This is a genomic window from Fulvimarina fulva, assembly GCF_039652615.1.
Taxonomy (GTDB): domain Bacteria; phylum Pseudomonadota; class Alphaproteobacteria; order Rhizobiales; family Rhizobiaceae; genus Fulvimarina.
This window is the reverse complement of the sequence record NZ_JBDJAC010000001.1, coordinates 566,884-583,556: the sequence shown is the minus strand read 5'-3', so window position 1 is coordinate 583,556 and position 16,673 is coordinate 566,884. Positions and strand designations below refer to the sequence as shown.

General features: G+C 60.7%; 15 protein-coding genes and 1 tRNA gene. 5 read left to right on the top strand and 11 right to left on the bottom strand.

Going from position 1 to position 16,673, the window contains the following annotated elements:
- Window positions 1-55: 55 nt before the first annotated feature.
- From ABDX79_RS02705 to ABDX79_RS02690, 4 genes are read left to right on the top strand one after another with little or no spacing between them, the layout of a single operon-like run.
- On the top strand, window positions 56-1,486 hold the full coding sequence (locus ABDX79_RS02705; RefSeq protein WP_463671096.1) for a CpaF family protein: 1,431 nt from the start codon (window positions 56-58) through the stop codon (window positions 1,484-1,486).
- Window positions 1,483-2,499: a type II secretion system F family protein gene (locus ABDX79_RS02700; protein WP_346218704.1), complete on the top strand. Its 1,017-nt coding sequence runs from the start codon at window positions 1,483-1,485 to the stop codon at window positions 2,497-2,499. Before ABDX79_RS02705 ends, ABDX79_RS02700 begins: the two co-directional genes overlap by 4 nt.
- Window positions 2,500-2,514: 15 nt before the next feature.
- Window positions 2,515-3,480, top strand: a complete 966-nt coding sequence (locus ABDX79_RS02695) for a type II secretion system F family protein (RefSeq protein WP_346218703.1) — start codon at window positions 2,515-2,517, stop codon at window positions 3,478-3,480.
- Complete coding sequence (locus ABDX79_RS02690) at window positions 3,477-4,769, top strand: pilus assembly protein TadG-related protein (protein WP_346218702.1); 1,293 nt, start codon at window positions 3,477-3,479, stop codon at window positions 4,767-4,769. Before ABDX79_RS02695 ends, ABDX79_RS02690 begins: the two co-directional genes overlap by 4 nt.
- Window positions 4,770-4,831: 62 nt before the next feature.
- On the opposite strand, the gene ABDX79_RS02685 is transcribed toward ABDX79_RS02690, so the two are convergent.
- Window positions 4,832-4,999, bottom strand: a complete 168-nt coding sequence (locus tag ABDX79_RS02685) for a hypothetical protein (RefSeq protein ID WP_346218701.1) — start codon at window positions 4,997-4,999, stop codon at window positions 4,832-4,834.
- Window positions 5,000-5,470: 471 nt separating this feature from the next.
- Window positions 5,471-5,561, bottom strand: a tRNA-Ser gene (locus ABDX79_RS02680).
- Between the two features lie 614 nt (window positions 5,562-6,175).
- Between ABDX79_RS02680 and ABDX79_RS02675 the strand changes: the two genes are divergently transcribed.
- On the top strand, window positions 6,176-7,858 hold the full coding sequence (locus ABDX79_RS02675; RefSeq protein ID WP_346218700.1) for a formate--tetrahydrofolate ligase: 1,683 nt from the start codon (window positions 6,176-6,178) through the stop codon (window positions 7,856-7,858).
- Between the two features lie 299 nt (window positions 7,859-8,157).
- Here ABDX79_RS02675 and ABDX79_RS02670 read toward each other — a convergent pair whose 3' ends face one another.
- The 9 genes from ABDX79_RS02670 to ABDX79_RS02630 all read right to left on the bottom strand — a co-directional run bounded on the left by ABDX79_RS02670 (window position 8,158) and on the right by ABDX79_RS02630 (window position 16,610).
- Window positions 8,158-9,096 (bottom strand): 2-hydroxyacid dehydrogenase, encoded by a 939-nt coding sequence (locus tag ABDX79_RS02670; RefSeq protein WP_346218699.1) that lies wholly within the window; start codon window positions 9,094-9,096, stop codon window positions 8,158-8,160.
- A gap of 147 nt (window positions 9,097-9,243) precedes the next feature.
- Window positions 9,244-9,627, bottom strand: coding sequence for a Fe-S cluster assembly scaffold SufA (sufA, locus tag ABDX79_RS02665; RefSeq protein ID WP_346218698.1), 384 nt, complete (start codon window positions 9,625-9,627; stop codon window positions 9,244-9,246).
- Between the two features lie 63 nt (window positions 9,628-9,690).
- Window positions 9,691-10,044 (bottom strand): SUF system Fe-S cluster assembly protein, encoded by a 354-nt coding sequence (locus ABDX79_RS02660; protein ID WP_346218890.1) that lies wholly within the window; start codon window positions 10,042-10,044, stop codon window positions 9,691-9,693.
- 75 nt (window positions 10,045-10,119) lie between these two features.
- Window positions 10,120-11,373 (bottom strand): cysteine desulfurase, encoded by a 1,254-nt coding sequence (locus tag ABDX79_RS02655; RefSeq protein ID WP_346218697.1) that lies wholly within the window; start codon window positions 11,371-11,373, stop codon window positions 10,120-10,122.
- Between the two features lie 87 nt (window positions 11,374-11,460).
- Entirely contained in the window at window positions 11,461-12,720 is a 1,260-nt protein-coding gene (gene sufD, locus ABDX79_RS02650; protein WP_346218696.1) for a Fe-S cluster assembly protein SufD, read from the bottom strand.
- 4 nt (window positions 12,721-12,724) lie between these two features.
- A complete protein-coding gene (gene sufC / locus ABDX79_RS02645; protein ID WP_346218695.1) occupies window positions 12,725-13,480 on the bottom strand; it encodes a Fe-S cluster assembly ATPase SufC in 756 nt (251 codons plus the stop codon).
- A gap of 88 nt (window positions 13,481-13,568) precedes the next feature.
- Window positions 13,569-13,733: a hypothetical protein gene (locus ABDX79_RS02640; protein ID WP_346218694.1), complete on the bottom strand. Its 165-nt coding sequence runs from the start codon at window positions 13,731-13,733 to the stop codon at window positions 13,569-13,571.
- A complete protein-coding gene (gene sufB / locus ABDX79_RS02635; RefSeq protein ID WP_346218889.1) occupies window positions 13,733-15,265 on the bottom strand; it encodes a Fe-S cluster assembly protein SufB in 1,533 nt (510 codons plus the stop codon). The genes ABDX79_RS02640 and sufB overlap by 1 nt, the downstream gene beginning before the upstream one ends.
- Before the next feature lie 154 nt (window positions 15,266-15,419).
- Entirely contained in the window at window positions 15,420-16,610 is a 1,191-nt protein-coding gene (locus ABDX79_RS02630; protein ID WP_346218693.1) for a cysteine desulfurase family protein, read from the bottom strand.
- Window positions 16,611-16,673: the final 63 nt, after the last annotated feature.

Genomic DNA, 16,673 nt, shown 5'->3' with positions numbered 1-16,673 from the left:
CAGCCCATCGGGTCGAACCGCACAATCGCCGTGGGGTAGCGAGGAGAAGAAGGCAATGTTCGGCAAGAAGCTGGAGCAGGATTTCTCCCTCGCCGAAAAGCCTGCCGATCACCAGTCGGCGACAGCGATCGAGAAGATGTCCGCCAGCCAACCGGCGGCCAGTCTCCAGGCGCTTCAAACCGCCAAGAGCGGCTCGGTCGAGCGGCGCCGCGAACTCAAATCGCAGATATTCGACGCCCTGGTCGATGCGATCGACGTTTCGCTGATTTCGACGATCGAACCGGAAGAAGCGCGCCAGGAAATCATCGCCGTCGTCAACGAGATCATCACAGCCAAGAAGCTGCAGATCTCCGTCGCCGACCAGGACGCGCTGGTCGCAGAAATCTGCGACGACGTTCTCGGCTACGGCCCACTGGAACAGCTTCTCGCGCGAGATGACATCGCCGATATCATGGTCAATGGGTGCGAGCCGATCTTCATCGAGGTGGGCGGCAAGGTCCAGAAGACGGATATCCGCTTTCATTCCAACGAACAGCTCCTGAATGTCTGCCAGCGTATCGTCTCAAAGGTCGGACGACGGATCGACGAGTCGAGCCCGATCTGCGACGCACGCCTTGCCGACGGAAGCCGCGTCAACGTCATCGCCTCGCCGCTGTCGATCCACGGGCCGAGCCTGACGATCCGAAAGTTCAAGAAGGACAAGCTGACCCTCGACCAGCTGGTCAAGTTCGGAGCGATCTCCCCGGAAGGCGCGACCATTCTCGAAATCATCGGCCGGGTGCGCTGCAACGTCGTGATTTCCGGCGGTACGGGCTCCGGCAAGACGACGCTTCTCAACTGTCTGACCAAATATATCGATCACGACGAACGCATCATCACCTGTGAGGATTCGGCCGAACTCCAGCTCCAGCAGGAGCACGTCGTCAGCCTCGAAACCCGCCCGCCCAATATCGAGGGCGAAGGTGAAATCACCATGCGGGCGCTGGTCAAGAACTGCCTGCGCATGCGCCCCGAGCGGATTATCGTCGGCGAGGTGCGCGGTCCAGAGGTCTTCGATCTCCTCCAGGCGATGAACACCGGCCACGACGGCTCCATGGGGACGATCCACTCCAACTCGCCCCGCGAATGCCTGAAACGCATGGAATCCATGATCGCGATGGGCGGCTTCACCCTGCCGGCCGCGACCGTTCGCGAGATCATCGTCGGTTCGGTCGACGTCATCATTCAGGCAAGTCGCCTGCGCGACGGCTCGCGGCGCATCACCCACATCACCGAAGTGCTCGGCATGGAGGGCGAGGTCATCATCACGCAGGACCTCTTCGTTTACGAGATGACCGGCGAAAGCCCCGACGGCAAGGTTCTCGGCCACCATCGTTCCACCGGCATCGGTCGCCCCGCATTCTGGGAGCGCGCCCGCTATTTCGGCGAGGAAAAGCGCCTTGCCGCGGCCCTCGACGCGGCCGAACGCCGTGAGATCGCGGCATGATCGCCGAACTCGATCCCGCGCTCCAGAGAGTTCTCATCTTCACGCTGACGACGGCGAGCGTGACCGGCATCGCCTTCACGCTGCTCGCCGGACGCCTCTCGTCTAGCAAGAGCTACGACGAGCGCTTCGCCTCAATCGCCGGCGCAGCCACAAACGCGAAAGTATCGACATCCCATGGCAGCGATGGCTCGCGCCGCAAGCGGTCCGTCGAGGCAACGCTCAAGGAGGCGGAGGAGAAGCACAAGGCGGCTTTGGCGAAGACAACCGATCGGCCAAGCCTCGTGCAGCGGATGCGGCAAGCCGATATCGCCTGGTCCAAGTCGACCTATTTCGCCGTCAGTCTCGGTGTCGCGATCACTGCCTTCGCCCTGTGTCTGATCTTCTCTTTCGCCTGGTATGCGAGCCTCGGCTTCAGCTTTGCGGCAGGCCTTCTCCTGCCCCACCTCTTCGTCAGCTTCAAACGAACCCGCCGGCTGCGGAAGTTCGCGGATCTCTTTCCGACCGCCGTCGACGTTGTGGTGCGGGGCATCAAATCCGGCCTGCCCCTGCCAGACTGCCTTCGCATCATCGCGACGGAAATAGAGGAGCCGGTGCGCAGTGAATTCAAGACCGTCGTCGAGGACCAGACGATCGGTGTGCCGATCGAGGAGGCCCTGAAACGGCTGGTCCAACGTGTACCGCTTTCCGAGACCAACTTCTTCGCCATCGTCATCGGCGTACAGGCGCGAACGGGCGGCAGTCTGGCCGAGGCGCTCGGCAATCTGTCCAAGGTGCTGCGCGAACGCAAGAAGATGTCTGCGAAGGTCCAGTCGATGAGCCAAGAGGCAAAGACATCCGGCGCGATCATCGGTGCCATGCCGGTACTTGTCGGTCTGCTCGTCTATTTCAGCAACCCGGAATTCATCTCGGTGCTCGGCACGACGACCGTCGGCAACATCATCCTCTTCGGCTGCGCCATCTGGATGCTGATCGGCATCTTCGTGATGAAAACAATGATCAATTTCGACTTCTAGGGAGAATTGCTTGTCGTGAATGTTCTCTCCAACCTAGCCGACGACACCGAAGCCCTGACGTCGGTTCTGGCCGCCTTCGCTACCATGCTTGCGATCGTGGTCGTCGCCTGGCCCTATCTCGCGCCGGGCGACAATCTGAAGGCGCGCATGAAGCTCGTCGCCGACGAGCGCGAGGAGATCCGCGTCCGCGAACGCTCTAGGCTCGGCGAGCGCAGGGAAGGACTTCTCCTCGCCGAACCGCGCAAGCTCTACCAGCTGATCGTCGACCGGCTGAACCTCTCGGTGAAGGCCGAAAACGGCAAGACGGTCCAGGCCTTGCGGGTCGCCGGCTATCGCGGTCGCGGCCCGATCATCAAGTTTCTCGCAGCTCAGGTGATCTTCGCCGTCGTCGCTTTGGTTCTCTCCCTCTTCTACGCATCGTTGGCGATCGACCTGCCATTGATCGGAGACATCGCAATCGCGCTTGCGACGGCCCTGTTCGGCTTCAAGCTTCCGGCGATCCTCGTCGCCAACAAGGCGAAGAAGCGGCAGATATCGATCCGCCGGGCCTGGCCGGAGGCGCTCGACCTCATGCTGATCTGCGTCGAATCCGGCATGAGCATCGAGGCAGCGTTTCGGAAGGTGTCCGACGAAATCGGCAGCCAGTCCGTTCCCTTGTCGGAGGAGCTCAATCTCACGACCGCGGAGCTTTCCTATCTCCCGGACAGACGCAAGGCGCTCGAAAATCTCGCGCTCAGGACGGATCTCGAAGGCGTGCGAGCGGTCGTGACGGCCCTTGGGCAGGCCGAAAAATACGGCACGCCGATCGGACACGCGATCCGCGTCCTCGCCCAGGAGAATCGAGACATGCGCATGGCGGCGGCGGAAAAGAAGGCCGCCGCTCTGCCGCCGAAGCTGACGGTGCCGATGATCGTGTTCTTCCTTCCGGTGCTTTTCGTCGTCATCATTTCGCCGGTGGTCATCAGGGTCGTCGCGCTATGAGCGTTGCAGCTGCAGCATCGATAGCCTGCCGCCTGGTCCGCCGGTTTCGAGGCGAGGACGGGGGCTCCACCTCGGTCATCACGGCTGTCCTCGTGCCCATGCTGGTCGCGGGCATCGGCTTCGGTGTCGAGACCGGGCTGTGGTACGCCGAGCAGCGCGGGCTCCAGCATGCCGCCGACGTCGCCGTTCACGCGGCAGCGCTTCGCAAGAATTCCGGCGCCGACGCCGAGTCCATGCGCGCTGCCGCAGGTTACATCGCGGCACAGACCGGGTTCCCGATCGCGGACAACGCCCTGCTTCTCAACGCCCCGGCGGCGACCGGCCCCAATGCCGGCGATCCGAGTACCGTGGAGCTCAGGGTTTCGACGACCCAGACCCGGCTGTTCTCAGCCATTCTCGACGCCGACCCGATCGTTCTCAATGCCCGTGCGGTGGCGAGGATCGAGCAGCAATCGAACGCCTGCATTCTCGCTCTCGCAAAGACGGCTCCCGGCGCCGTCAGCGTGGGCGGATCGACCGATGTTGCACTTGAGGGATGCGATATCGCCTCCAATTCGAACGCGTCGGACTCGATCAACATGTTCGGCGAGGCGTTGCTCTCGACCGGCTGCATGCAGACCGTCGGACGGGCCGCGACCACGACCAATCTGACCCTGACCGATTGTCCGAAAGTGCGTGAAGAGGCAGCGCCGGTCTCCGATCCCTACAGGAGCGTTGCCGAGCCGGCGGCCCAAGGAACCTGCTCGAACGCCAAGGTCGGCAAGCCCAACCGCTCGACGACGCTCATCCCGACGGAAAACCATCCAAGCGGCCTCAAGGTCATGCGATTCTGCAGTGGGCTTTCTCTTGGTGGCCCGGTTACGCTGGAGCCCGGCCTTTATATTGTAGAAAACGGCGATGTCACGATGAGTGGTGGCGCAAGCATTACGGGCACGGGCGTCACCATCTACTTGACGAAGAACGCGTCCATGAAGCTGTCGGGCAATGGCGAGATCAACCTGTCCGCGCCGACCAGCGGTCCCTATTCAGGCCTCCTGTTCTTCGGCGGGCGCGATCAGACCGGCGTCGGACACAAGATCGCCGGCACGACTGGATCGGTGATCCAGGGGGCGGTCTACCTTCCGGCCTCCGACGTCGAATATCGCGGAAACTCCGCCCATAGCGATGCCTGCACCCAGATCATCGCGAACACGATCGACTTCAACGGCAATTCGAGCCTCGGTGCCAAATGCGAAGCAGCCGGTGGCCGTAACATCGTCTCGATGGCGGCGATCACGATCATCGAATAGCAACTGTGTTTCTGTCAGCGGGCATGTTGCCATACTGTCCCCATGACCTTGTCGACGTACTTTTATTTCAGAATATCCGCACTGTCGACAATCAGCGGATTGCCTTCGGAGCCTTTGGCGATCTCACGTCCGATGTTGACCAGACCGCGCCATCCCTCGAATGCAGCGTCCTGCTCTGGATTCGGGCGGGGGCCTCGCCAGTGATGAAGGAGTGATTCGCCTTCAGCCATCCGCGCATCTCGACCATTCCTCTTCCGGGGTTTCTCCGGAAAAGGTCGGCGTCCTGTCCTCAACTTGCCCGCCGTCCTCATCTTTGCCTTCAGCCAACCGTCTGCCATTCAGTTCCTCGAACCGCCACCGTGCATGAGCTGCAAGGAGGTCGGCTTTCCGCCGTGCCTCGCGCGCCGAACAGGCGCCGAGACTGATCCAGATCGACGGCCTCGCGCGACCGCCACCCAGATCCTTCAGGAGACGGATCTGAAAGAGATAGATCGTCCCGGACCGGACGAGATAGGGACCCGCCCCGCGTCGATTGACGTCCGATGCGCTCCGCTTCGATGATCCGCCACGCGATACACGGCACGATACACCGGACCATATACCAGCGAAGATTGACACTCTCACACTCCCGAAACGGGTGTGTCGACCGGGTCAAACGCCTGGACAAGCGGGGTTTTAAATAGCGGAGAGTGGAAAACTCATGGCGGAGAGGGGGGGATTCGAACCCCCGATACGCTATTAACGTATGCCGCATTTCGAGTGCGGTGCATTCGACCACTCTGCCACCTCTCCGCGAGGCGTTCCTTTCGGAAACGATCGGCTTTTCCTGAAATGCGCCGGATCGGAGTGATCCGAGGCGAGACCAGAAAAATCCGTGGTCGCTGGGCCCTGGTTCGGGCGCATGCAGGCTCCTTAACAACAGGAGCGGCCCAATGACAAGCGGTCAAACGCGTTGCCGCAAAATTTCAATCATGGATTTCTACGTTCCCGGCGACAGACCGCTCGGAAATCATCCGCAAGAGGCCCTGTCAGTCTCGCGATCAGCCGTATGAAAACATACTTTGGGATCGCTTCACGACCCGCGATTCCGAAACCGCCCATGCGCCGCGCCGGTCGGTTCCAAGTGGCCCACCCCAATCGCCCGTTGCCGCGGCAACCATGTTTCCCCAAGCTTGTGTGCGAGAAAAGAGGGTTTTGTGCGCCGTTTCTTTTAAAATCGCAACGTGCAAAGCGATCGGTTGTTTGTCTGGGCATAACGATTTCAGCCTGAATACTGGCCTTGACCTACCCGTTTGGTGACAATCGATTGCCCCTTGGGCTTTCTCGTCTCAAAGCCGTTTCCTTCGCCCGGGATTTGCCCATAACATTACTGAGTTGCCATATCGTGTGGCTCAGGGAGGTGATGAATGAGCGATGTAAAATCCGATATCGAAATTGCGCGCGCTGCAAAAAAGAAGCCGATCCAGGAAATCGGCGCAAAGCTCTCAATTCCGGCAGAACACCTCCTTCCATACGGGCACGACAAGGCGAAGGTCACCGCCGAATTCATCAAGAGCCTGGAGAACAAGCCCGATGGCAACCTCATCCTCGTCACGGCCGTCAATCCGACGCCTGCCGGTGAGGGAAAGACCACGACGACGGTCGGTCTCGGCGACGGCCTGAACGCCATCGGCAAGAAGGCGACGATCTGCATCCGCGAAGCCTCGCTCGGGCCGAATTTCGGCATCAAGGGTGGTGCGGCAGGCGGCGGTCTCGCCCAGATCGTTCCCATGGAGGACATGAACCTCCACTTCACGGGCGACATTCACGCCATTGGCACAGCCCACAATCTTCTGTCGGCGATGATCGACAATCACATCTATCACGACAATGAACAGGACATTGATTCGCGCCGCGTGACCTGGCCGCGGGTGATGGACATGAATGACCGCTCCCTGCGCCATATTGCGATTGCGCTGGGCGGTGTCAGCAACGGGTTTGCCCGTGAAGACCGGTTCGACATCACCGTCGCCTCTGAAGTGATGGCCATTCTCTGCCTCGCCACCGATCTCGCCGATCTTCAGGCGCGCCTCGGCAAGATTATCATTGGTCAGCGCCGCGACAAATCGCCGGTCACGGTGAAGGACATCAAGGCGGAAGGCGCGATGGCGGTTCTCCTCAAGGACGCCATCCAGCCCAATCTCGTTCAAACGCTCGAGAACAACCCTGCTTTCGTGCATGGCGGTCCCTTCGCAAACATCGCCCATGGCTGCAATTCCGTGATCGCGACCAAGACGGCTCTCAAACTGTCGGACTACGTCGTGACCGAAGCCGGCTTCGGGGCCGATCTCGGCGCCGAGAAATTCCTCGACATCAAGTGCCGTAAGGCCGGCCTCAACCCGAAGGCCGTGGTGCTCGTCGCAACGGTTCGCGCCCTCAAGATGAACGGCGGTGTTGCCAAAGACGACCTTGGAACCGAGAACGTCGAAGCTGTCAAAAGTGGATGCGCGAATCTCGGCAGGCATATCGAAAATCTCAAGAAGTTCGGTGTCCCGGTGATCGTGGCGATCAACCACTTCATCAAGGACACCGAAGCCGAGCTGCAGGCTGTGGTCGACTTTGCCAAGCAGACCGGCGCCGAGGATGCGATCGTCGCAAAACACTGGGCCGAGGGCTCAAAGGGTGTGACAGAACTCGCGGCCAAGGTGGCCGAGGTCTGCGAAAGCGGTAAATCCGAATACAAGCCGCTGTACCCCGACGAGATGGGGCTTGTGGAGAAGATCGAGACCGTTGCCAGGGAAGTCTATCGGGCGGACGGAATCGATGCCGACGATAAAATCCTTGCCCAGCTGAAAGACTGGGAAGACCAAGGCTTCGGCAACCTGCCGGTGTGTATGGCGAAGACCCAGTATTCCTTCTCGACAGACCCCGCCAAGCGCGGAGCGCCAACAGGCTTCAGGATCCCGATCCGGGAAGTCCGGCTGTCGGCCGGAGCAGGGTTTGTCGTGGTGATCTGCGGCGCCGTGATGACGATGCCCGGCCTGCCCCGGACGCCTGCTGCCGAATCGATCCGCCTCAACGATCAAGGCCAGATCGAAGGTCTGTTCTGACGGATTCCGGCGCTACCGGGACGCTCCGTCTTGACCGCCGGACAATTGAATTGACCCAGAGGTCAATTCTCGTCCGACGATTGGCTCAGGCGCCTATCGGGCTCCCGGCAGTCTTCTGAAACCGTTGGTTTCAAAGGCCCCTCGGTATGATCACCCCGGTGTTTCGAGCCAAAACCGCAAACAAATGATCGCCAGGACTTTTCTCGAAGGTCCGGGCGATCCTGTGAGTGAGCCATCGCTGCGGCGGATGGCGTGCCAATCTCTGACGGACTGCGCCGAGCACAATTCGAGAATCGACGTCAGTTCACCGGTGTCAGGAGCGGCTTGCCCGCTAGAAAAGCCTTAATATTGTCCCGCTGGAGCTTGCCCATATCGGCCCGAGTCTCGACCGTCGCGGAGGCATGATGCGGCTGAAGAACGACATTTTCCAGCTCGTATAACCGCTTGTCTGCATGTGGTTCGTTGCGAAAGACATCAAGGCAGGCGCCGCCCAGGCGACCGTCCTGCAGGGCCTCGATCATTGCGTCTTCGTCGATCGTCGATCCCCGCGAAATATTCACCAGAACACCGCGAGGTCCCAGCGCCTCGATCATATCCTTCGACACGAAGTCTTCTGTTTCCGATCCCCCGACGAGCGCGATGACCGCGAAGTCCACGGCGCGCATCAGGTCGAGGGCGTTGTCATGGTAGGTCCAGCCGCTCGGCACGTCCTTGGAATTCCGGGACCAGTAGTGAATTTCCATCTTGAAGGCGGCAAATCGATCGGCAATCTCGCGACCAATCCGTCCGAGGCCGACGATGCCGATCTTCTGCCCGCTCATCTTGCGCTGAAGAGGAAAGGCTTCCTTGCGGTCCCATGCACCGGAGCGCACATGGCGGTCGGCATGCGGCACGGATCGCAGATGCGCGAGAAGCATCGCAACGGCGTGGTCGGCAACGTCGTCGGACAGAACGTCCGGCGTGTTCGTGACCTTGATATTGCGTGCGGACGCCGCGTCGACGTTGATGGCATCATAGCCAACGCCGTAATTGGCGATCAGTCCAAGATTGGGGAATTCGTCCATCAATGCGCCGTCAAACGCGTGATGGCCGAGATATGCGATTGCGTGGACATCGCGCCGGGCCGCCTCGTCCAGTTCGGCTGCGTCCTTCATGGACCGCAAGAAAATCCAGCCCTCGTTTTCAATCGCGGTTTTGCTGATTGGATCATAACGGCCGACTGCCAGCACATTGCCCATAATGTCCCTCCCTCTGCCTTATAGTTACGGAGCCGCGACGATACGCGCGGCCGCTCCCGCAGACATGAGGCGAAAACCGCCAATGTAAACAGATGGCTTGTTACCCAAGGCCTGATCGCGTCGGAAGTGTAAGCGTAGCGCCTATGATCAGGCCCCGGCGCGCTGCTCGGCAAGCTCTTTCAGGTCAGCCGCCTTCAGTTCGACGGATTCGCCGCAGCCACAGGCAGAGGTCTGGTTCGGATTGTTGAAGACGAACCCCGAACGCAGGACCGTTTCCTCATAATCCATCTCGGTTCCAAGCAGGAAAAGAACGGCTTCTGGAGCAATGAAAACCCGTGCGCCGTTCTTTTCGACCGAGTCTTCGTTGGCCTTGGCCTCGGTCGCGAGATCGACCGTGTACTCCATGCCAGCGCAGCCGCCCTTCTTGACGCCGATGCGCACACCCAGAGCGCCCTCGCCCTGGGCTTGAAGTATGGCGTTGACGCGCTCGGCAGCGGCGTCAGTCATCGAGAGTACCTGAAAACGGCCCATTGCTTCGGTCCTTTCTCCGGCAGCTTAGCCGGACAGTCTCGCATCGGGTGTCCGTTCGACCGGTCAGAACCAGCCGACGGCGACCTGCGCCTCTTCGCTCATCCGCTCAGGCGTCCACGGCGGATCGAACACGATTTCGACCTTCACCTGCCCGACACCATCGACGGAAGCGACGGCATTCTCCACCCATATGGGCATTTCACCCGCAACAGGGCAACCGGGCGCGGTGAGTGTCATCTCGATATCGATGTCGCGGCTGTCGTCGATATCGACTTTGTATATCAGGCCGAGTTCATAGATATCGGCCGGAATCTCCGGGTCGTAGACCGTCTTGAGGGCGCCGATGATATCGTCGGTGAGCCGCGTCAGCTCTTCCGGCGGGATTGCCGACTTGGTGGCAGCCTCGCCCTGCGCCATCGCGACATTGGCGGCGGCGGTATCGTCCTCGGCTATCTGCGGCTTGGTCTCGTTCTCTTCGGTCATCAAAGCTCCTCAGGCGAAGAACCGGCGCGCTTTTTCGAGCGCCTCGGCCAATTTATCCACTTCCGCCATGGTGTTGTACATCCCGAAGGATGCCCGGCATGTGGACGTGGTGCCGAACCGGTTCAAGAGCGGCTGGGCGCAGTGCGTTCCCGCGCGCACCGCAATCCCCTCACGATCGATAACCATGGAAATGTCGTGAGCGTGTATTCCTTGCATGTCGAAGGAAACGATCGCGCCCTTCCCGGGTGCCTCGCCATAGATGCGCAGCGAGTTGATCTGCTTCAGGCGCTGATGGGCGTAAGCGCCGAGTTCCGCCTCATGCCGTGCGATCGCCTCGCGGCCAATCCCGTCCATATATTGAAGCGCGGCGCCAAGTCCGATGGCCTGAACGATGGGCGGCGTGCCCGCCTCGAAGCGATGGGGAGGCGCGTTATAGGATACGCCCTCCTCCGTCACTTCCACGATCATCTCGCCGCCTCCCATGAAGGGCTGCATCCGCTCCAGCATCTCGCGCTTGCCGTAGAGAACGCCGATGCCGGAAGGTCCATAAACCTTATGTCCGGTGAAGGCGTACCAGTCGCAGCCGATATCGGTCACATCCACAGGAAGATGCACCGCGCCCTGGCTACCGTCGACCAGAACAGGAATGTTATTCGAATGGGCGAGCTTGGTGACGGCCTTCACGTCGACGACCGTGCCAAGGACGTTCGACATATGGGTCGTCGCGATGAGTTTGGTACGAGGGGTGATCGCCTTCTCGAATGCTTCGACGGTGATCGATCCATCGTCCTCGACCGGTACAAAGACGAGCTTTGCCCCCTTGCGCTCGCGCAGGAAATGCCAGGGCACGATGTTGGAATGGTGCTCGGCTTGGGTGAGCACGATCTCGTCGCCCTCGCCGATCTCCTGCATTCCGTAGCCATAGGCGACAAGATTGATCGCCTCGGTCGCCGAACGGGTGAAAACGATCTCCTCGCTCGACTGCGCGTTCAGAAAGCTGCGCACGGTTTCGCGCGACGCCTCATAGGCATCGGTCGCGGCGTTAGATAGGAAATGGAGGCCGCGATGAACGTTGGCATATTCGTTCTCATAGGCATGGGTGATCCGGTCGATCACCTGGCGCGGTTTCTGCGCCGATGCGCCATTGTCGAGATAGACGAGCGACTTGCCGTAGACCTCTTTCGACAGAATGGGGAAATCGCGGCGTATGGCCTCGATATCGTAAGGCTTCGTGCCGTTTCGCGTCGGTGCATCGACCGTCATCGTCATTGCCTTTAAATCACGTCGTTTGTGCTAAGGGAGGTCGACCGCCGCTGCCGCGCCGGCCAGTGCTCCCATCGCCGCGGCGGCTCAGCGAGCCGCGTTCCGCTCAAGCCAAGCGTCGATGCGGGCTTCAAGCACCTCTTCGATCGCCTCATCCTCAAGCTCCTCGACCACTTCCGTGACGAATGCCTTGATCAGAAGCGCACGCGCCTCGTCGGCGGGGATGCCGCGCGACATGAGGTAGAAAAGATGGTCCGCGTCGATCTCGCCTGCCGTGGCACCGTGGCCGCAAACCACATCGTCGGCGAAGATTTCGAGTTCCGGCTTGGCCGAGAAATCGCCCTCGTCGGAAAGAAGCAGCGAGTTGCAGGCCATGTTCGCGTCGGTCTTCTGGGCTCCGCGCGCGACCTTGATGATGCCTTGGAACACGCCGTGTCCGCCCATCACCACATTGCGGAACGTTTCCGTCGCCGTGGTGTGCGCCACGGTGTGGTTGAGCGTCGTCGTCACGTCGATGTGCTGGCCATCTTTGATAAGATTGACGCCGCGCATCTGGATATCGGCGCCCTCGCCCACGACGTCCGTGTGAACCTCATAGCGGACCAGACTGCCACCAGCGTTCAAGACGAACAGCTTGAAGAGCGAATTGGCTTCGAGGCGGACATGAAGCTGGCCAAGATGGGTCGCATCCAGAGCCTTCTCCTGATCGACGATCCAGAGGACCTCCGAGCCTTCGCCGAGATGAAGTTCGCTGACGCCTGTGGAGGGTGCATTCGAGGAGCCGCCGTCGAGACGCTCGACAAAAGTTGCCTTCGATTTCGCACCGAGGGAGACACGGGTGAACGCATGGGCATCCATACCAGTCCCCGGCCGAAGCTCGATCGCATGCTCGGGCTGCGCGCTGTCCGCCACCGCGATCACCGTGGAGGCCGCGCCGAATGCAACGTTCAGGGCGCGCACCGTGTCCAAAGACCGGTCGAGCCGGTTCGGCGTGTCCTGCCAGTCGGCCCCGGCATCGGATTTCGCAACCGTTACGCCGTCCGGCAGATGGCTACCATTCGCCGTCGAAAGGTCAACGATAGAAGAGCCGTGCAGGAACGGCTCGAGCATGGTCTCGCTGGTCTCACGCAGCGCTTCTACGGCATCGTCAGCGCCGAGCCGCTTGCCCATCAGCTGGCGCAGGTCGGTATAGTGCCAAGCCTCGACCCTGCGCGTCGGCAGGCCTTCCCGCCGCAATGCTTCGATCGCGGGACGACGGGCATTTTCGTTTTCGCCGCGCGCTTCAGCAAGCTGTAAGAGCCGCGTTTCAGCGGGCGTTCTCGGTCTCAGTTCAGTGACGGTGCTCATGGGGTTACGCAGCCTCATCGATGATCTGGCTGTAGCCTTCCTTTTCGAGCTGCAGCGCGAGGTCCTTGTCGCCGGTCTTCACGATGCGGCCCTTCGAAAGAACATGCACCGTGTCCGGCACGATGTAGTCGAGAAGGCGCTGATAGTGCGTGATGACGAGGAAGGAGCGCTCCGGCGAGCGCAGCGCATTCACGCCGTCGGAGACGATCTTGAGCGCGTCGATGTCGAGGCCGGAATCCGTCTCGTCCATGACGCAGAGTTTGGGCTCGAGCAGCGCCATCTGAAGGATCTCGGCGCGCTTCTTTTCACCGCCAGAGAAACCGACGTTGAGAGGACGCTTCAGCATGTCCGGATTGATTTTCAGATCAGCCGCCGAAGCCTTTACGCGGCGCATGAAGTCCGGCGTCGTCAGCTCGCCTTCTCCGCGCGCCTTGCGCTGCGAGTTGAGCGCGGTCTTGAGGAACGTCATCGTTGCAACGCCCGGGATTTCCAGCGGATACTGGAAGGCGAGGAAGACACCGGTGGCGGCACGTTCGGCCGGATCCATCTCGAGGATCGACTCGCCGTTGTAGATGATGTCGCCCTCGGTGACCTCGTAGTCCTCGCGGCCCGCAAGAATGTAGGAAAGCGTAGACTTGCCGGAGCCGTTCGGGCCCATGATGGCGGCAACTTCACCGTCCTTGACGGTCAGATCGACACCGCGAAGGATTTCGGTCCCCTCATCGGCGACGCGGGCGTGAAGGTTCTTGATTTCAAGCATTTTTGTTCGTCCAGTGTCGTTCAACAAGCGCTCAAAGCGCAATTTCATCTTCTTTGAATCTTCGCCGCTTTCGGCCGGCGCTCGACCGTTACAGCCCGACGTTCGACCTGAAAAACGGAAGCAGGGTCGCAGCAGCGATCCCCACGAGCGCGCCGATTGCAAGCCTCAGGATCGTTCCGCCGAAGCTCGGAGCGAAAGCTCCGAGAAAACCGCAAATTGCGGCGTACCAGACGATGACGACCCCGTCGGGCATTACCCAACGCTTCCTTCAAGCGAGATCCCGATCAACTTCTGGGCTTCGACCATGAACTCCATCGGCAGCTGCTGGATAACGTCCTTGACGAAACCGTTGACGATGAGAGCGACGGCTTCTTCTTCCGGGATACCGCGCTGCATGCAGTAGAACAGCTGATCGTCGGAGATCTTCGAGGTTGTCGCTTCGTGCTCGAACTGCGCTGTCGCGTTCTTCGATTCGATATACGGCACGGTGTGCGCACCGCAGTCCTGACCGATCAGAAGCGAGTCGCACTGGGTGAAGTTGCGCGCGTTCTTTGCCTTGCGGTGGGCCGAGACCTGACCGCGATAGGTGTTGTTGGAGTGACCGGCTGAAATGCCCTTCGAGATGATGCGGCTCGAGGTGTTCTTGCCGAGATGGATCATCTTGGTGCCCGAATCGATCTGCTGGCGACCGTTGGAGACCGCGATCGAATAGAACTCGCCGCGCGAATTGTCGCCGCGCAGGATGCAGGACGGGTATTTCCAGGTGATCGCCGAGCCCGTCTCGACTTGCGTCCAGGAAATCCGCGAATTGTCGCCGCGACAATCGCCACGCTTCGTCACGAAGTTGTAGATGCCGCCCTTGCCGTCCTTATCGCCCGGATACCAGTTCTGAACGGTGGAATACTTGATCTCGGCACCTTCGAGGGCGACCAGTTCGACGACCGCCGCATGAAGCTGATTCTCGTCGCGCTGGGGCGCGGTGCAGCCTTCGAGATAGGAGACGTAGGAGCCCTCGTCGGCGATGATGAGCGTTCGCTCGAACTGGCCGGTGTTGCGCTCGTTGATGCGGAAATAGGTCGACAGCTCCATCGGGCAGCGAACGCCCTTCGGAACGTAGACGAAGGAGCCGTCCGTGAAGACCGCCGAATTCATCGTCGCGAAATAGTTGTCCGAGACCGGCACGACCGAGCCGAGATATTTCTGGACCATTTCGGGATGCTCGCGGATCGCCTCCGAGATCGGCATGAAGATCACGCCGGCCTTCTGGAGCTCCTTCTTGAAGGTCGTCGCGACGGATACCGAATCGAAGACGGCGTCGACTGCGACGCGCGACTGCCCATTCTGACCTGACGGCGGCGTGTCGGAATCATCTTCGAACTCGCTCGGCTCATCCGCCTTTCGCACGCCTGCGAGGATCTCCTGCTCCTTCAGCGGAATGCCAAGCTTCTCGTAGGTCTTGAGGATCTCGGGATCGACTTCGTCCAGCGAAGCCGGGCCCGACATGGACTTCGGCGCGGCGTAGTAGTGGATGTCCTGAAAATCGATCGGCGGATAATCGAGGCGCGCCCAGGTCGGGCTTTCCATCGTCTTCCAGCGCTCGAACGCCTTCAGGCGCCAATCGAGCATCCACTCCGGCTCCTGCTTCTTGGTCGAGATCAGCTTGATAATATCTTCGTTAAGCCCCTTGGGCGCAACGTCCATTTCGATCAGCGTCTCGAACCCGTACTTGTACTGGTCGACATCAAGCTGAGCGACACTGTCGATCGTTTCCTGAACGGCCGGCATATTCTTCTCCATACTCTCCGGGGTCAAAGCCCGGGGACGGTCATGTCGTGCGCATACCGGAAAAGGATGATCCGGTACACCGATTAAGATAGGAACGATCCGACCTTATATTGAGGGGCCAGACGCTCCGTTCGTTCAATCTTCCGGCGCGGCGTCAGGCCGCGCGGTTCATACTCCGCGGCTTCTTCGCCGCTTTCGTTGCAAGCCGCACATATTCATCCGCGAATCGCGCAAGGTCGGCCTCGCTGGTGTCGCGCCCGAAACTCATGCGGACGGCACCATCGGCGGGATCGATCGCCAGTCCTGCCTCGGCCATCGCGCCGACGACATGGCTGCGACCAACCTTGCCCGACGAGCAGGCAGAACCGGCGGACACCGCGAAACCGGCGAGATCGAGACCGATCTGGGCGGTTTCGCTCTTCAGGCCGGGTGTCGCCAATGCGCTGACATTCGGCAGTCGCGGTGCGTTTTGCCCGAGGACGAAGGTTTCCGGCGAACGGGAAAGAATCGCATCTTCCATCCCGTCGCGCAGACGCGCCATTTCGCCGTCCTCGTTGCGCAGCTCGAAGCCGGCGGCCCGCACCGCGGCACCAAACCCCGCAATTTCCGCAACCGGCTCGGTGCCGGAGCGCCGACCTTTTTCCTGTCCACCCCCACGAATAAGCGGAAACGGACGCGTGGAGGTCGATTTGAAGAGAACGGCGCCAACGCCTTTCGGACCACCCAGCTTGTGGCTGGACAGGATGATGGCGTCCGCCGGGCAGCACTCGAAATCAAGGGGCAAGCGCCCCGCATACTGACTCGCATCGACGATGAGGCGAATATCGCGCCCATCGATCAGTTTTGCGACACCCATGACATCCTGAATGACACCGGTCTCGGAATTGGCGAGCCCGATTGCCAGAATGGCCGAACACTTGCCGATGGCTTCAAGGCAGGTGGACAGCGAATCCATGCGGATGAGACCATCGCTATCGACTTCGATCAGCGTTCCAAGGGCCGCATCGAACCGCCCGCCTTCGAGAAATGCCGAGTGGTCCGTCCGAAGCACGGCGAAAGAGTCGTGCAATCGACGTTCGCCCCCGACCAGCCATTCCGGCGACAAGGCCATGTTCGCTGCCTCGCTGGCACCGCTGGTAAAGGTCACCTCACCCGGATTGCAGCCGACAAGATCTGCGAGCGCGCGCCGCGCGTCCTCAACAAGGGCGCGCGCCGCACGACCCTCGGAATGAACGGAGGATGGATTGGCGCTACCAAGTGCAGCAATCAGCGCCTCACGCGCTTCAGGGCGCATTGGCGCTGAAGCGTTGTAATCGAGGTATATGCGGTCTGCCGCGACGGCCATGAGCTCCCTGTCGTCCACCGCATCCGGCGAATAATTCGGCCGGTGCGCAAATTCCTTGAAAAA

What these genes read in the sequence shown, in the direction of transcription:
- ABDX79_RS02705 (WP_463671096.1), top strand. Translation starts at nt 56, where the DNA reads ATGTTCGGCAAGAAGCTGGAGCAGGATTTCTCCCTCGCCGAAAAGCCT.
- ABDX79_RS02700 (WP_346218704.1), top strand. Translation starts at nt 1,483, where the DNA reads ATGATCGCCGAACTCGATCCCGCGCTCCAGAGAGTTCTCATCTTCACG.
- ABDX79_RS02690 (WP_346218702.1), top strand. Translation starts at nt 3,477, where the DNA reads ATGAGCGTTGCAGCTGCAGCATCGATAGCCTGCCGCCTGGTCCGCCGG.
- ABDX79_RS02685 (WP_346218701.1), bottom strand. Translation starts at nt 4,999, where the DNA reads ATGGCTGAAGGCGAATCACTCCTTCATCACTGGCGAGGCCCCCGCCCG.
- ABDX79_RS02675 (WP_346218700.1), top strand. Translation starts at nt 6,176, where the DNA reads ATGAGCGATGTAAAATCCGATATCGAAATTGCGCGCGCTGCAAAAAAG.
- ABDX79_RS02670 (WP_346218699.1), bottom strand. Translation starts at nt 9,096, where the DNA reads ATGGGCAATGTGCTGGCAGTCGGCCGTTATGATCCAATCAGCAAAACC.
- sufA (WP_346218698.1), bottom strand. Translation starts at nt 9,627, where the DNA reads ATGGGCCGTTTTCAGGTACTCTCGATGACTGACGCCGCTGCCGAGCGC.
- ABDX79_RS02660 (WP_346218890.1), bottom strand. Translation starts at nt 10,044, where the DNA reads ATGGCGCAGGGCGAGGCTGCCACCAAGTCGGCAATCCCGCCGGAAGAG.
- ABDX79_RS02655 (WP_346218697.1), bottom strand. Translation starts at nt 11,373, where the DNA reads ATGACGGTCGATGCACCGACGCGAAACGGCACGAAGCCTTACGATATC.
- sufD (WP_346218696.1), bottom strand. Translation starts at nt 12,720, where the DNA reads ATGAGCACCGTCACTGAACTGAGACCGAGAACGCCCGCTGAAACGCGG.
- sufC (WP_346218695.1), bottom strand. Translation starts at nt 13,480, where the DNA reads ATGCTTGAAATCAAGAACCTTCACGCCCGCGTCGCCGATGAGGGGACC.
- ABDX79_RS02640 (WP_346218694.1), bottom strand. Translation starts at nt 13,733, where the DNA reads ATGCCCGACGGGGTCGTCATCGTCTGGTACGCCGCAATTTGCGGTTTT.
- sufB (WP_346218889.1), bottom strand. Translation starts at nt 15,265, where the DNA reads ATGCCGGCCGTTCAGGAAACGATCGACAGTGTCGCTCAGCTTGATGTC.
- ABDX79_RS02630 (WP_346218693.1), bottom strand. Translation starts at nt 16,610, where the DNA reads ATGGCCGTCGCGGCAGACCGCATATACCTCGATTACAACGCTTCAGCG.